At 67.5% G+C, this 13,974-nt stretch carries 11 protein-coding genes; 4 read left to right on the forward strand and 7 right to left on the reverse strand.

The genetic code is table 11. The annotated features are described in order from the left end of the window. Positions 1 to 55: 55 nt before the first annotated feature. Positions 56 to 982, forward strand: coding sequence for an arginase (rocF, locus tag BLT27_RS08165; protein ID WP_089732712.1), 927 nt, complete (start codon positions 56 to 58; stop codon positions 980 to 982). A gap of 1 nt (position 983) precedes the next feature. Here rocF and BLT27_RS08170 read toward each other — a convergent pair whose 3' ends face one another. The 4 genes from BLT27_RS08170 to BLT27_RS08185 all read right to left on the reverse strand — a co-directional run bounded on the left by BLT27_RS08170 (position 984) and on the right by BLT27_RS08185 (position 6,340). Continuing rightward, positions 984 to 1,346, reverse strand: coding sequence for a hypothetical protein (locus BLT27_RS08170; RefSeq protein ID WP_089732714.1), 363 nt, complete (start codon positions 1,344 to 1,346; stop codon positions 984 to 986). Between the two features lie 87 nt (positions 1,347 to 1,433). Then, a complete protein-coding gene (gene gyrA, locus BLT27_RS08175; RefSeq protein WP_089732716.1) occupies positions 1,434 to 3,917 on the reverse strand; it encodes a DNA gyrase subunit A in 2,484 nt (827 codons plus the stop codon). Further along, complete coding sequence (gene gyrB / locus BLT27_RS08180; RefSeq protein ID WP_089732718.1) at positions 3,914 to 5,827, reverse strand: DNA topoisomerase (ATP-hydrolyzing) subunit B; 1,914 nt, start codon at positions 5,825 to 5,827, stop codon at positions 3,914 to 3,916. The genes gyrA and gyrB overlap by 4 nt, the downstream gene beginning before the upstream one ends. Before the next feature lie 189 nt (positions 5,828 to 6,016). Continuing rightward, positions 6,017 to 6,340, reverse strand: coding sequence for a hypothetical protein (locus tag BLT27_RS08185; protein ID WP_089732720.1), 324 nt, complete (start codon positions 6,338 to 6,340; stop codon positions 6,017 to 6,019). A gap of 113 nt (positions 6,341 to 6,453) precedes the next feature. On the opposite strand from BLT27_RS08185, the gene BLT27_RS08190 reads away from it, so the two are divergent. The 3 genes from BLT27_RS08190 (at position 6,454) to BLT27_RS08200 (ending at position 10,794) form a co-directional block, all read left to right on the forward strand. Further along, positions 6,454 to 8,922 carry a DNA topoisomerase VI subunit B gene (locus BLT27_RS08190; RefSeq protein ID WP_089732722.1) on the forward strand — a complete coding sequence of 823 codons (2,469 nt, stop codon included), beginning with the start codon at positions 6,454 to 6,456 and terminating at the stop codon, positions 8,920 to 8,922. A 1-nt stretch (position 8,923) separates the two neighbouring features. Further along, positions 8,924 to 10,015, forward strand: a complete 1,092-nt coding sequence (locus BLT27_RS08195; protein WP_089732724.1) for a DNA topoisomerase IV subunit A — start codon at positions 8,924 to 8,926, stop codon at positions 10,013 to 10,015. 83 nt (positions 10,016 to 10,098) lie between these two features. After that, complete coding sequence (locus tag BLT27_RS08200) at positions 10,099 to 10,794, forward strand: hypothetical protein (RefSeq protein WP_139172279.1); 696 nt, start codon at positions 10,099 to 10,101, stop codon at positions 10,792 to 10,794. Here the strand turns inward: BLT27_RS08200 and BLT27_RS08205 are convergent. From BLT27_RS08205 to ligA, 3 genes are all read right to left on the reverse strand, one after another. Continuing rightward, positions 10,791 to 11,543, reverse strand: coding sequence for an MBL fold metallo-hydrolase (locus BLT27_RS08205; RefSeq protein WP_089732728.1), 753 nt, complete (start codon positions 11,541 to 11,543; stop codon positions 10,791 to 10,793). The two genes, BLT27_RS08200 and BLT27_RS08205, sit on opposite strands and share 4 nt — an antisense overlap. A 60-nt stretch (positions 11,544 to 11,603) precedes the next feature. Next, positions 11,604 to 12,122, reverse strand: a complete 519-nt coding sequence (locus BLT27_RS08210) for a hypothetical protein (RefSeq protein ID WP_089732730.1) — start codon at positions 12,120 to 12,122, stop codon at positions 11,604 to 11,606. Positions 12,123 to 12,216: 94 nt separating this feature from the next. Beyond that, positions 12,217 to 13,869: an ATP-dependent DNA ligase LigA gene (ligA, locus tag BLT27_RS08215; protein ID WP_089732732.1), complete on the reverse strand. Its 1,653-nt coding sequence runs from the start codon at positions 13,867 to 13,869 to the stop codon at positions 12,217 to 12,219. Between the last annotated feature and the right edge of the window lie 105 nt (positions 13,870 to 13,974).

Here is a 13,974-nt window from a genome sequence, read left to right on the forward strand (position 1 = left end):
GTTGTCACGCAACCGGACCGGACTGTTCTTACCCGGCCCGTGAGAAGGCCGGTCTATGGAACGAGAAGTCCGTATCATCGGCGCACCGACAGACTACGGGGCGAACCGACGCGGCGTCGACATGGGACCGTCGGCCATCCGATACGCCGGGTTGGCGGACGAGCTTCGGGCGGCTGGCGCGGACGTGACCGACACCGGTGACCTGCTGGTACCGACGGCCGAGACCCGGGACCCGAGCGTCGACGAGCCCAAGGAGGAGGGTCGGAACGCGAAGTTCGTCCGCGAGGTCGAGGACGTCTCGCTCCGGCTGGCGGACCAGGTCGCCGAGGCCATCGACGACGGTGGCGTCCCGCTCGTCCTGGGTGGCGACCACTCGATCGCCATCGGCTGCCTCTCGGGGTCCGGCCGCGACGCGGACATCGGTGCCATCTGGTTCGACGCGCACGGCGACTACAACACGCCGGAGACCTCGCCGAGCGGCAACATCCACGGGATGCCGCTGGCGGCGGCACTCGCCCACCGCGACCTGGCCGACGTGGAGTGGGCCAACGCGCCCGGCCTGCAGGAGGAGAACGTCGTCTGGGTGGGCCTTCGCTCCCTCGACGAGGCGGAGCGGAAGGGCATCCGCGAGAGCGAGGCGACCGCGTTCACCATGTCGGACATCGACGAACACGGCATGAGCGAGATCATCGACCAGGCGCTCGAGATCGCAACGGACGGCGTCGACGGTATCCACGTCAGTCTCGACCTCGACTGGCTCGATCCGAACGAGGCACCGGGGGTCGGCACGCCGGTCCACGGCGGTGCGACCTACCGCGAGGCACACTACGCGCTCGAACGGGTGGCCGAGTACGACGAGGAGCACGACGTGCTCCGGTCGATGGACGCCGTCGAGGTCAACCCGGTGCTCGACGAGCACAACCAGACGGCGAAGCTGGCGACGGAGCTCGCAGCGAGCGCGCTCGGAAAACGCATCCTGTAGTTCAGGGACCGCGTGGACCCGTTGGTGCCCAGGAACGCGAGCTCGGCCCTTTCTCCTTGACGAGGTATCCGACGACGAGTAGCGAGACGAGCGCCCCGCCCATCCCGATACTCCGGCCGTCCATGAACAGCATCGCGTTCACGACGAACGCGAGGAACGAACCGAGGATACCCCCCGTCAGCCCCCAGTCCCTGCCGGCGAGGAGACCGAAGCCGACGACCACCATCGCGACACCGACAACGAGAGCGAACTGTCCAAGCCCCTGGTCCGTGGCCCCCAGCCCGACCGAGCCGAACGCGAGCGCGCTCAGCACGAAGTACGCGCCGATGAGACGAACACCAACTGACGTATGGTTGACAGCCATATCATTCGGTTCAGGTTCGATTGGAAAAAGGTGCTGGTGTGGTCGGCGACGGACGGTGTCTCCCCCGTCTTGCGGACCGTCGTCCGGTCAGTTCTCCTCGGTGTCGGCTGCGTCGTCCGCTTCAGGCGTCGGGATGACGTCGACCGTCGCGACGGCGTCGTCCTCGACGACGTCCATCACGGTGACTCCCATGGTGTTGCGGCCCTGCAGCGAGATGTCGGACACGCGGGTCCGCATGATCTGCCCCTGCTCGGACATGACGACGAGGTGGTCGTCCTCGTCGACGGCCTTGACCGACGTGACGTGGCCGTTCCGCTCGTTGGTCTTGATGTCGATGAGGCCCTTGCCGTACCGGGACTGCCGCCGGTAGTTCGACAGCAGGGTACGCTTGCCGTAGCCGCGTTTGGTCACGGTCAGCAGCGCACCGTCGTCGTCCTCGTCGGTGGCGACGAGTCCGGCGACGTGGTCGTCCTCGGCGAGCTTGATGCCCCGGACGCCGCGGGCGTTCCGACCCATCGTCCGCACCTCGTCCTCGTCGAACCGGATGGTCATCCCCTGCTCGGTGGCGATGACGAGGTCCTTCGTGCCGTCGGTGACGTCGACGTCGACGAGCTCGTCGTCCTCGTCGAGCTTGGCGGCGATGATACCGGTCGAGAGGATGTTCTGGAAGTCCTCGGTCTTCGTGCGCTTCACGTAGCCGTTCCGGGTGACCATCGTGATGGCCTCGTCCGGCTCGAAGTCGTCGGTGTTGACGACGGCGGTGATCTCCTCGCCGTCGTCGAGTTTCAGGATGTTCACCGCGGACTTCCCGCGGGCCGTGCGGGACATCTCCGGAATCTGGTAGGCCTTCAGCTGGTACACCTGCCCGTGGTTGGTGAAGCAGAGCAGGTAGTCGTGGGTGCTCGCGCGGAACACCTTCGAGACGCGGTCGTCCTCCTTGATGTCGCCGCCGATGATGCCCTTCCCACCGCGGTTCTGGGCGTCGAAGGCGTCGGCTGGCATCCGCTTGACGTAGTCGTCCTCGGTGACGACGACGAGCACGTCCTCCTCCGGGATGAGGTCCTCGTGGGTGACCTCGCCGGTGTCCTCGACGAAGGACGTGCGGCGGTCGTCGTCGTACTCCTCCTTGACGTCGCGGAGCTCGTCCTTGATGACGCCGAGGAGCTTCTCCTCGTTCTCGAGGACGGACTGGAGGTAGTCGATGGTCTCCTGGACGCTCTCGTACTCCTGCTCGATCTCCGTGCGCTCCATGCTCGTCAGCGAGCCGAGCTGCATCCGGACGATGTGCTCGGTCTGGGCCTCGGAGAGCTCGTACTCCTCCCGCAGCCCCGCCTTCGCTGCGTCGCGGTCGTCGGAGTTGCGGATGAGCTCGACCACGTCGTCGACGTTGTCGAGCGCGATGAGCCGTCCCTCGAGGATGTGCGCGCGGTCCTCGGCCTCGTCGAGTTCGAACTGGGAACGCCGGCGAACGACCTCCCTCCGGTGGTCGATGTAGTGCTCCAGCGTCTCCTTCAGCGAGAGCACCTTCGGCTGGCCGTCCACCAGTGCGAGGTTGATGACGCCGAACGTCTTCTCGAGGTGGTGCTCGATGAGCTGGTTCTTCACCACGTCGACGTTCGCGCCGCGCTTGAGGTCGATGGCGATGCGGACGCCGTTGCGGTCGGACTCGTCGCGCAGGTCAGAGATGTCCTCGAGCTTGCCCTCGTTGACGTTCTCGGCGATGCGCTCGACGAGTCTGGCCTTGTTCTCCTGGTAGGGAAGCTCGGTGATGACGATGCGCTTGCGGTCTTTCTTCCACTCCTCGACCTCGAACTCGGCACGGACGCGGAGCCGACCACGGCCGGTCGCGTACGCCTTCCGGACGGCGTTGCGGCCGACGATGTTCGCCCCCGTCGGGAAGTCCGGGCCCTTGACGTGCTCCATCAGGTCGTTGACGTCGCAGTCGGGGTTGTCGATGAGTTCGATGGTCGCGTCGATGACCTCCCCGAGGTTGTGCGGCGGGATGTTCGTCGACATGCCGACCGCGATGCCGGTGCTGCCGTTGACCAGCAGGTTCGGGTACGCCGCCGGCAGCACGTCGGGCTCGGTCAGTCGGTCGTCGTAGTTGCCCGAGAAGTCGACGGTGTCCTTCTCGATGTCCTCGAGGAGCGTCTCGGCGATGGGCGACATCCGAGCCTCGGTGTACCGCATGGCCGCGGCCGGGTCGCCGTCCATCGAGCCGAAGTTCCCCTGGCCGTCGACGAGCGGGTAGCGCATCGAGAACTCCTGTGCCATGCCGACGAGCGTGTCGTAGATGGCCTGGTCGCCGTGGGGGTGGTAGTCACCCATCGTCTCGCCGACGATGGAGGAGCTCTTTCGGTGGCTGGTCCGGCTGGTGACGCCCATCTCGTGCATCGCGTAGAGGATGCGCCGATGGACTGGCTTGAGGCCGTCACGGACGTCGGGCAGCGCGCGCCCGACGATGACGGACATCGCGTAGTCGATGTAGCTCTGCTCCATCTCGTCCTCGATGCGGACGTGCTCGACGCGGTCCGCCGGGACGTCGGGGGCGTCAGGTGCTTCCGAGCTCATATGTCCACCCAGTTCGCCTCAGGCGCGTGGTCCTTGATGAACTGCTTGCGCGGCCCGACGGCGTCGCCCATCAGCACGGAGAACATCTTGTCCGCCGCGGCGGCGTCCTCGATGTCGATGCGTTTGAGGACGCGGTTGTCGGGGTCCATCGTGGTCGACCAGAGCTGCTTCGGGTTCATCTCGCCGAGGCCCTTGAACCGCTGGACCTGCGTCGGGTTCCCGTTGCACTTCTCCGCGACGACCTCCTCGCGCTCGGCCTCGGTCATCACGTCGTACGTGTTGCCGTCGTACCGGATGCGGTACAGCGGCGGCTTCGTCGCGTAGACGTAGCCGGCCTCGATGAGCGGGCGCATGTGCCGGTAGAGGAAGGTCAACAGGAGCGTCCGGATGTGCGCGCCGTCGACGTCGGCGTCGGTCGCCATGATGATCTTCTCGTAGCGCGCCTCCTCGATGTCGAACTCGTCGCCGATGCCCGTGCCGATGGCGGTGATGAGGTTGCGGATCTGCTCGTTCTCGAGGATGCGGTCGAGGCGGTGCTTCTCGACGTTCAGCACCTTCCCGCGGATGGGGAGGACGGCCTGGAACTCGGGGTTCCGGGCCTGCTTCGCGCTGCCGCCCGCGGAGTCGCCCTCGACGATGAACAGCTCTGCCTCCGAGGGCTCCTTCGTCTGGCAGTCCGAGAGCTTCCCCGGGAGCGCGGTGTTCTCCAGTGCGCTCTTCCGCCGGGTCAGCTCCTCGGCCTTCTTCGCGGCCTTGCGGGCCTTCGCGGCCTCGACGGCCTTGCCGATGATGGCCTCGGCCGTGTTCGGGTGCTCCTCGAAGTAGGTGTCGAGGTGTTCGTGCATCGCACTCTCGACGATACCCCGGACCTCGGAGTTCCCGAGCTTCGTCTTCGTCTGGCCCTCGAACTGCGGGTCGGGATGCTTGATAGAGATGACCGCGGTCAGCCCCTCGCGGATGTCGTCGCCCGTGAGGGTGTCGTCGAGGTCCTTCAGCATCCCGTTGGTCGTCGCGTAGTCGTTGACGACCCGCGTGAGTGCGGTCTTGAACCCGGTGAGGTGGCTGCCGCCCTCGCGCGTGTTGATGTTGTTCGCGAAGGCGTGGATGGAGCCCTGGAGCTCGTCCGTGGCCTGCATCGCGACCTCGACCTGGATGTTCTGCTCCTCGTCCTCGAAGTAGATGACATCCTCGTGGAGCGCCGTCTTGGTCTCGTTGAGGTAGCGGACGAACGCCTTGATGCCGCCCTCGTAGTGGAACGTCTCCGACTCGCCGTCGCGCTCGTCGACGATGCCGATGTTGACGCCGGAGTTGAGGAACGCGAGCTCCCGCAGGCGGTTCGCGAGCGTCTTGTAGGAGAAGTCCTGCGTCTCGAACACCTCGGTATCGGGCCAGAACCGGATGGTCGTCCCGGTCTCCTCGTCGGCGTCCATGTCGCGGACCCGGTCGAGTTCTCCCTTCGGGACGCCGCGTTTGAACGCCTGTTTCCAGACGGCGCCATCGCGGGTCACCTCGACCTCGAGGCGCTTCGACAGCGCGTTGACGACGCTGACGCCGACGCCGTGGAGGCCGCCGGACACCTGGTAGGACTTGTTGTCGAACTTCCCGCCGGCGTGGAGGATGGTCATGATGACCTCCAGTGCGGGCATGTCGTGCTCTTCGTGCGTATCCACGGGGATACCGCGCCCGTCGTCGGAGACGCTCACGGACTCGTCCTCGTGGATGGTCACGGTGATGTCGTCGCAGTAGCCGGCGAGGGCCTCGTCGATCGAGTTGTCGACCACCTCGTAGACGAGGTGATGGAGGCCTCGAGAGTCTGTAGAACCGATGTACATCGCCGGCCGTTTTCGGACGGCCTCCAGGCCCTCGAGGACCTGGATTTGACCGGCGCTGTACTCATTTTCGTTGGACATGAAAACCTGATTCCGGGTAGATGACGTGGGGTAATAAAAGTCACGTGTGCGCGCTCGCGCGTAACCAACATTCGTTGCACTCCCCTGTCAGGATTCTCGTCGGACGGACGCCTCAGCCGGGCCGAACGAAGCTCAGAGGTGGGTGACGCCGAACACCGCACACGGCAGTGGGGGACTGCCGCAGGACGGTCAGCGATTCCCTCGAACGTCCGCCGTGTGGGTGACTACCCATCGATAGGAGCCGAGGGCGGCGAGCATCACCCCGGCCCCGGCGAACAACAGCGGTCCCGGCACGGGCCGGTCCGACGCCAGCAGGTAGCCGGTGAGCACGACGAGCAGGAGGGCGTTGGCCTCGCAGACGGCTACCCCGGCCGAGAGCCACGGTCTGGCGTCCCCGAAGCCACGGCGCTGGACGAGCAGCATCGCCGTCCGCGTCGCCAGGACCAGCGCGACGAGGGCCATCCCGGTCAGGAGCACGCCGTAGCCGGGGTCACCCGCCGTGGAGACGACCATCTCTTGTTCCGTTGATACGAAGGGTCGTGATTTGATTCTGCCGGCCGTTCGTTCCACTTTCACTCCGCCAGCGTACCCCTTTTAACCTCGGCCGCGGAAAGAGGGAGTACAGAATGACGTCCTTCCAGCAGACACTCGGCGAGGAGGCGGGCATCGCCGAGGAGTTGGCCGAGAGCCAGCGGGCCATCTCCATCGCCGAGTTCTTCGAGAAGAACAAGCAGATGCTCGGGTTCGACTCCGAGGCCCGGGCGCTCGTCACGGCCGTCAAGGAGGCCGTCGACAACGCGCTGGACGCCACGGAGGAGGCCCGGATTCGACCGAACATCTCGGTCGAGATAACGGAGTCCGGCGACTACTACCGGCTCGCCGTCGAGGACAACGGCCCCGGCATCACGAGAGAGCAGATCCCGAAGATCTTCGGCAAGCTGCTGTACGGTAGCCGGTTCCACGCTCGCGAGCAGTCCCGCGGGCAGCAGGGCATCGGTATCTCCGCTGCGGTGCTCTACTCCCAGCTGACCAGCGGGAAACCCGCCAAGATCACCTCCCGGACGAAGGGATCGGAGACGGTGATGGAGTTCGAGCTCGTCATCGACACCGACGACAACGAGCCCGAGATCCGCGAGGAGCGCGAGCTCACACCGGGAGAGTCCGACCTCGGCGATACGCACGGCACACGCATCGAACTGGAGATGGCTGCGAACATGCGCGCCCGGCAGCAGCTCCAGGACTACATCAAGCACACCGCGGTCGTCAACCCGCACGCGACCATCTCCTTCTCGGAGCCGAACCAGGAGTTCGTCGCCAAAGCCGACTACGACGCCGACCTCCCCGAGGAGACCGAGGAGATCCGCCCGCACCCACACGGGGTCGAGCTCGGGAACGTCCTCAAGATGCTGAAGGCGACCGACTCGCACTCGGTGTCGGGCTTCCTCCAGACCGAGTTCACCCGCGTCGGCCGCAAGACCGCGGACAACATCGTCGACGCGTTCCGCGACCGCCACTACGGCCGCGAGATGGCGTGGTCGCTGCCCGACGACGACGGCGTGACCGCGGCAGTCACAGAGGCGGTGAACAACAAGCCCGCCGAGGCCGTCGGCGCGTTCGCGGACCAGGTCGTCGGCGAACTCGACGACCGCGCTGTCGACGGTCGCGTCGCACACCATCAGGTCGCCGCGGCGGTCGAGGCGGCCGCGGAGGGCGTCGAGGCCGAGGCCCAGTTCGGCTCCACCGTCCGCGAGAACGTCGTCGAGGGTGTCTGGGCCGCCATCACGGGCTACGGTGCCACCAGCGAGGACGAGGAGACGGACGACGGCGCGCGCATCCGCGACGACGTGCGTGCCCACGCCGACGCCGCAACCTCGGTCCAGAAGGACGACGCGGTCGTGGTCGCGTTCGCCGACCGGCTGGCCGCGAAGTTCGTCCCCGAGGCCGAGGACCCGGACCTCCGCCGGAACCGGCTCCACAGGGACACCGTCCGCGACTACGTCGACCGCGCCGCGGACATGACCGAGGAGCGCGAGGACGCCACCTTCGGCGATACGGCCCGGGAGAACGTCGTCGAGGAGCTGTGGGGGACGATGGTGACGGTCCCGGACGACCCGCCGAAGGTCAGCGACCTCGCCGCCGACAGGCAGGGCGTCGGCGACCTCGTCGCTGCGATGCGGATGACCGACATCATCGCGCCGCCGACCTCCTGTCTCTCGCCCATCTCGGCCGAACTCGTCGAGGCGGGCCTCCGCAAGGAGTTCGACGCGGAGTTCTACTCGGCGGCGACACGCGACGCCGAGGTGACGGCCGGCGACCCGTTCGTCGTGGAGGCCGGCATCGCCTACGGCGGCGACATCGAGGCCGAGGGACAGGCCCGGTTACTCCGCTACGCGAACCGCGTCCCGCTCGTCTACAAACGGGGCGGCTGTGCCATCACGCAGGTCATCCAGGACATCGGCTGGCGGAACTACAACCTCGACCAGCCGGGCGGCCGCGGCGTCCCGAACGGCCCCGTCGTCATCATGGTCCACGTCGCCTCGACGAACGTCCCCTTCACGAGCGAGTCGAAGGACGCCGTCGCCTCGGTCCCGGAGATCGAGGACGAGATCGAGCTCGCCGTGCGGGAGGCCGCACGCGACCTCAAGTCGTACCTGAAGAAGCAGCGCTCGATGCGGAAACGCAAACAGAAGCAGAACGTCCTCGCGGACATCCTGCCGCGCATGGCGACGAAGGTCGCAGAGGTGACGGGCCGACCGGAGCCGAACTACGACGACGCGCTGGCCCGCATCATGAACAACGTCCTCGTCGAGCGCGAGACGAAGGAGAACGGCGACAGCCAGACCGTGACCGTCCGCATCGAGAACAACGCCTCGACGAAGGAGTTGCCGGAGCTGACGGACATCGTCACCGCCGAACCCTCGAACCTGACCGACGGCGCGAGCGTCGTGGAGATGGACGGCGAGTGGTTCGTCAAGTGGCAGCCGGAGGTGAGCTCGGGCGACGAGGCCGTCCTCGAGTACACCGTCGCCACCGACGCATCGTTCGACCTCTCCGTCAGCGGGGTCGAGGGACCGAAACTCACCGTGACCAACTGATATGAGCACCGACACAGACGCAGACGCACGACAGCAACTCATCGACCTCGCCGCGGAGTTCTACGACCAGTTCGAGCGCGGGGACGTCCCGTCGATGACGCTCCCGACCCGGACGAAGTCCAACATCGAGTACGACGAGGCGAGCGACGTGTGGGTGTACGGCGACCGCACGTCCACCCGCTCGGCGAACTCCGTCCGGGGCGCACGCAAGCTCCTGAAGGCGATCTACACCATCGAGTTCCTCGCCAGACAGCTCGACGAGGATCGCTCGTCGACCCTGCGTGAGCTGTACTACCTCTCCGAGTCCTGGGACGCCGAGGAGGCGCAGTTCAACGGGCAGGACGAGTCGAACAAGCTCGTCGAGGACCTGGAGATCGTCAGCGAGGTCAAGCGCGAGGACTTCCACATGCGACCGGAGGAGTCCGGCGCGACCCTCATCGGTCCGCTCGAACTCATCGAGCAGACCCGGCGCGGCGAGCGCCAGATTCACTGCCAGCAGGACGTCGGCGAGGGCGGCTACCAGATCCCCAACAACCCGGACACCATCCAGTTCACCGATCACGACATCGACTTCGTCCTCTGCGTGGAGACCGGCGGGATGCGCGACCGGCTCGTCGAGAACGGCTTCGACACCGAATACAACTGCCTCATCGTCCACCTGAAGGGCCAGCCTGCCCGGGCGACCCGTCGCGTCACGAAACGTCTGCACGACGAACTCGACCTCCCGGTGCTGGTGTTCACCGACGGCGACCCGTGGTCGTACCGCATCTTCGGCTCGGTCGCGTACGGCTCCATCAAGTCCGCACACCTCTCGAAGTACCTCGCGACGCCGGAAGCGAGGTACGTCGGCATCCGCCCGCAGGACATCGTGGAGTACGACCTGCCGACGGACCCGCTCGCCGACTCCGACGTGAACGCGCTCGAATCGGAGCTGGAGGACCCTCGCTTCCAGGACGAGTTCTGGACCGAACAGATCGAGCTCCAGCTCGACATCGACAAGAAGGCCGAGCAGCAGGCACTGGCGGCCAACGGCCTCGACTTCGTCACCGACACGTACCTGCCCGAGCGGCTCACCGACATGGGCGTCCTCTGACCTGGCTCGGCGGGCGCTGTCGGGTGGTGGCCGCGCTTCCCGCCGTTGGGAACGGGTATGCCGACCCCCGTCGTGCGAGCGTCATGGCACGAGGGACACTCGTTTTGGTCGTACTGACAGTGCTGCTCGCCGGTTGCGTCGGCGGTGTGAAAGTCGATGACGGCGCCACGACGGTCGCGACCACCAGCAGTAGCGGCACCGGGAGCGGTGGCGGCGGCAGTGGTGGTGGGGGTAGCGGCGGCAGCAGCGCCGACCTCGAACCCGGGAGCTGGAACGTCCTCGAGTTCGGCCAGCCCGCGACGTACACCTACGATATCTTCGTCGAGGGTGACGGCGAGGGTTCGCTCGTCTTGGACGTCCAGGAGGTCGACGGCGACTCCATCACCGTCCGGGCGGTGTACGAACTCGGCCAGGAGCGGCACGAGTCGACCGTGACCGGCACGAAGGAGACGGTCCAGTCACAGCTCTACGCGAACCCCGCGGGTATCCTGCTGCTGACGACGATGCTCACGCCCTCGGCCTGGTACGGCGGTCAGGAGCTCGAAGTGGGGTCCGGCTGGTCGTACCAGACCCAAGCGGGCTCCGCGAGCTTCGAGGTGACCGGTGTCGAGACGTACGCCGGTGTCGACTGCTTCGACTCGGAGATGGTCGTCGACGGCACGACGCTGCACGAGGGCTGCTTCTCGCCCGGCCTCGGACTGGCTCCCTACACAGCGTACTACGACGAGGACGGGAGTCTCTCGATGGAGATGGCGCTCGTCAGCTACGAGCCGAACTAGTTCTCGTCCAGCACGACCGGGACGCCACGGCCAGCCACGTCGGCCCCGAACGCGCCGGAGTCGGTCGTGAGGATGTCGATGGTGTTGTAGTGGACAGGCAGGACCAGGTCGGGGTCCATGCGCTCGGCCAGGGCCGCCGCCTCGCGGCGGTCGCTGACGACCGTGCCGCCGATGTTGGCGAGGAACAGCGACACGTCGAGTTCGGCGAACCCGTCGAGAGCGTCGGAGTCACCGGGCCAGAAGACGGTCACGTCGGCCACCGAGAGCAGGAAGCCACAGCCGAAGCCCGGCGGGTGGGTGACGGAGCCGTCGGGGCCGGCGCGCGGCCCGTCGGGGTCGTTGTACGCCGGGACGCTCCAGCACTCGACTCCGGCAGCGGACAGGTGGTCCTCGCCGGTGACGCGGACGACCTCGTAGGGGAGCTCGTCGACCGGCGTCACGTCGCGGTCGATGTTCGCGGCGTCGACGCCCTCGTAGACGACGACCGTCGCCTCCTGCTTCGCCACGCGCTGGATTGCGTCGGTGTCGTAGTGGTGGTCGTGCGTGACACAGACGAGGTCGCCGTCCTTCGGGTAGTCGTCCTGCGGTGCCGGGTGGGGCGGGGCCTCCTCGCCCGGCGGTGTCCACTCGCCCGAGAGGACGCCGTACCGGCCGGGGTCGAGGTAGACGACGGTCCCGTCCGGTGCTTCGATGCGCGTGGTCGCGTAGCCGAGCCAGTCGACGAGCAGGCCGTCGTGGCGGATCGTCATGGCTGCCCGTTGGTACGGCCGGGAGAAAACGACGGCGGATACGGGTCGGGGCGGCGCGGCTCAGTCGACCGTCGTCCACGAGTGCCGTGTGTCCTTGTCGACGACCTCGTACACCTCGTCGTCGAGCCCGTCGAGCGTCGTGTCGAAGGCGCGACGGCAGACCTCCGCGGCGAGACAGGCGTCCGCGGACGGCACCGGCTCGTCGTAGCGGACCGCGATGCCGGTCGTGCCGTCCAGTTCGACCACCAGCCGGTGTTCGTCCGCGAGCGTCCGCACGACCTCGCGAACGCCGTCGGTGACATCTCGTGTGTAGTGTGTTCCCTTCACGTAGTCGTAGCGTCCGGTCGGCCCGTCGTAGATCTGGACGCGGTAGTGGTCGGAGAGCATCGGCCGACCGAGATGTGCGTCGAACAGCTTCGCGAGGCGCGTGCGGTGTTCGTCCACCGTGGCGACACCGCCCGTCTTCTCCTCCAGAAAATCCCAGACGGTGGCGGGTTGGACGTCGAGGTCGTCGGCACGTTCGCGAACCCACTCGGGTTTGTCGTCGCCGATGTCGTCCGGCGGTGCGCCGATTCCCATACAGCCACGAAGGGATACCGACGGACAAAAGCGTGTTTGCCGAATCGTCGGTCGGCCCGACCGACAGCTGACGGAACCAGGGAGATGCGAGGCGTCACTGCGACTCGGCGAGCCGTTCGAGCCGGGTCAGCGAGTCCGCGTCCGCGGGTGCCTTGTCGTCGCGGACGGAGACGAACCGCGGGAACCGGAGCGCGTAGCCCGACTCGTACGTCGGCGAGGTCTGTATCTCCTCGTAGCCGACCTCGAAGACGACGGCCGGCTCGAACGTCACGTCGCGACCGGATTGGGTGGCGACGTGCTGTTCGAGTCGTTCGGTGAGCTCGGCCAGTTCCTCGTCGGTGATACCGGTGGCGACCTTCCCGACCGGCAGGTGGTCGTCGCCGTCACGCACCGCGATGTGGAACGTCCCGAAGAGGTTCGCGCGCCGCCCCTCACCCCACTCCGCCCCGACGACGACGCAGTCGAGCGTCTCCACGTCGGGTTTGCGCTTGAGCCAGTTCTGCCCGCGCTTGCCGGGCGAGTACGTCGACTCGGGGTCCTTGAGCATGATACCCTCGTGGCCCGCGGCCAGGGCGTCGGCCTCGTGGGCCGCGACCACGTCCGGGTCGTCGGTCAGGAGCAGGTCCCCGACACCGGCGTCGATGGTCTCGCGGAGGCGGTCGTACCGCTCGCGGAGGGGCACGTCGAGCAGGTCGTCGCCCCCGGCGTGCAGGCAGTCGAAGGCCCGCAGCTCGACGGTCACCCGTTCTCTGGCCTGTGCCACGTCGTGCTTCCGGCGGAACCGGCGGAGCACCTGCTGGAACGGCAACGGCTCGCCGTCGTCGGCCACGGCGACGACCTCGCCGTCGAGTATCGCCGGCGCGTCGCAGTGCTCGCGGACGAACTCGCCGACCTCCGGGAGTGCGTCGGTCACGTCTTCCATGTTCCGCGAGTACACCGAGACCTCCTCCCCGTCCCAGTGGACCTGCACGCGTGCGCCGTCGAACTTGGTCTCGACAGCGGCGGTTCCCCACTCCGCCAGCGCGTCGCTCGCGGTGCCGGCCTGGGCGAGCATCGGCTGGACGGGACGGCCGACTTCGAGGTCCATCGCGGCCACGCCGCCCTCACCCTCCTCCCGGGCCGTCTCCGCGACAAGCCCGTAGTCGTTCGACACCTGGAGCGCCCGCTCGACGGCGTCGACCGGCACGTCGAAGGCGTCCGCGATGGCGTCCCTGACGGTCCCCTCACCGACGCCGATGCGCATCTCCGCGAGGACGAGGCGCGCGAGGTACCGGGCCTCCCGCCGCTCGCTCTCGTTGAACAGCCCGAACAGCCGGTCCACCTTCGCGCTCTCGCTCCCCGCGCCCTCGGTCGACGCGAGGGCGACCAGGTCCTCGTAGACCGACGCCACGGTCCGGTCGTCCCCGCCGCCCCCGGCACCGAACGCGCCGAGTCCGGTCTGGCCGCCGAACTCGTACTCCTCGGCGACGGCACCGACCTCACCGACCTCGGCGACGCGTGCCTCCACGTCGTCGGCGTCGACGTTCGGGCCGGCCGCGCGGGCGATAGCGGTGTAGCACGTGCTCGGCCCCACGTCGAGCGTGCGCTCGTCCCACGCCGGGAACACGCGGCCCTGCACGAACCGTGCGACGACGGCGAGGTCGTCCTCGGCCGCCGCGAACAGATCGCTGACGAGGGCGACCGTCTCGAGGTCCGCCGGCTCCGCCTCCATTGCCGCCGCACGCTCGGCGAACGACGCGAACTTCATCGACCGAGCGTACCGGTGACTGGGGGATAAACCGGTCGGATTCCGACGGCAACCGCGGCCCGACCTTTTTCAATGAGGGCGGGGGCAACGTCGGCGTGCCAGACC

The organism is Haloarchaeobius iranensis (assembly GCF_900103505.1).
Classification (GTDB): Archaea; Halobacteriota; Halobacteria; order Halobacteriales; family Natrialbaceae; genus Haloarchaeobius; species Haloarchaeobius iranensis.

What these genes read in the sequence shown, in the direction of transcription:
- rocF (WP_089732712.1), top strand. Translation starts at nt 56, where the DNA reads ATGGAACGAGAAGTCCGTATCATCGGCGCACCGACAGACTACGGGGCG.
- BLT27_RS08170 (WP_089732714.1), bottom strand. Translation starts at nt 1,346, where the DNA reads ATGGCTGTCAACCATACGTCAGTTGGTGTTCGTCTCATCGGCGCGTAC.
- gyrA (WP_089732716.1), bottom strand. Translation starts at nt 3,917, where the DNA reads ATGAGCTCGGAAGCACCTGACGCCCCCGACGTCCCGGCGGACCGCGTC.
- gyrB (WP_089732718.1), bottom strand. Translation starts at nt 5,827, where the DNA reads ATGTCCAACGAAAATGAGTACAGCGCCGGTCAAATCCAGGTCCTCGAG.
- BLT27_RS08185 (WP_089732720.1), bottom strand. Translation starts at nt 6,340, where the DNA reads ATGGTCGTCTCCACGGCGGGTGACCCCGGCTACGGCGTGCTCCTGACC.
- BLT27_RS08190 (WP_089732722.1), top strand. Translation starts at nt 6,454, where the DNA reads ATGACGTCCTTCCAGCAGACACTCGGCGAGGAGGCGGGCATCGCCGAG.
- BLT27_RS08195 (WP_089732724.1), top strand. Translation starts at nt 8,924, where the DNA reads ATGAGCACCGACACAGACGCAGACGCACGACAGCAACTCATCGACCTC.
- BLT27_RS08200 (WP_139172279.1), top strand. Translation starts at nt 10,099, where the DNA reads ATGGCACGAGGGACACTCGTTTTGGTCGTACTGACAGTGCTGCTCGCC.
- BLT27_RS08205 (WP_089732728.1), bottom strand. Translation starts at nt 11,543, where the DNA reads ATGACGATCCGCCACGACGGCCTGCTCGTCGACTGGCTCGGCTACGCG.
- BLT27_RS08210 (WP_089732730.1), bottom strand. Translation starts at nt 12,122, where the DNA reads ATGGGAATCGGCGCACCGCCGGACGACATCGGCGACGACAAACCCGAG.
- ligA (WP_089732732.1), bottom strand. Translation starts at nt 13,869, where the DNA reads ATGAAGTTCGCGTCGTTCGCCGAGCGTGCGGCGGCAATGGAGGCGGAG.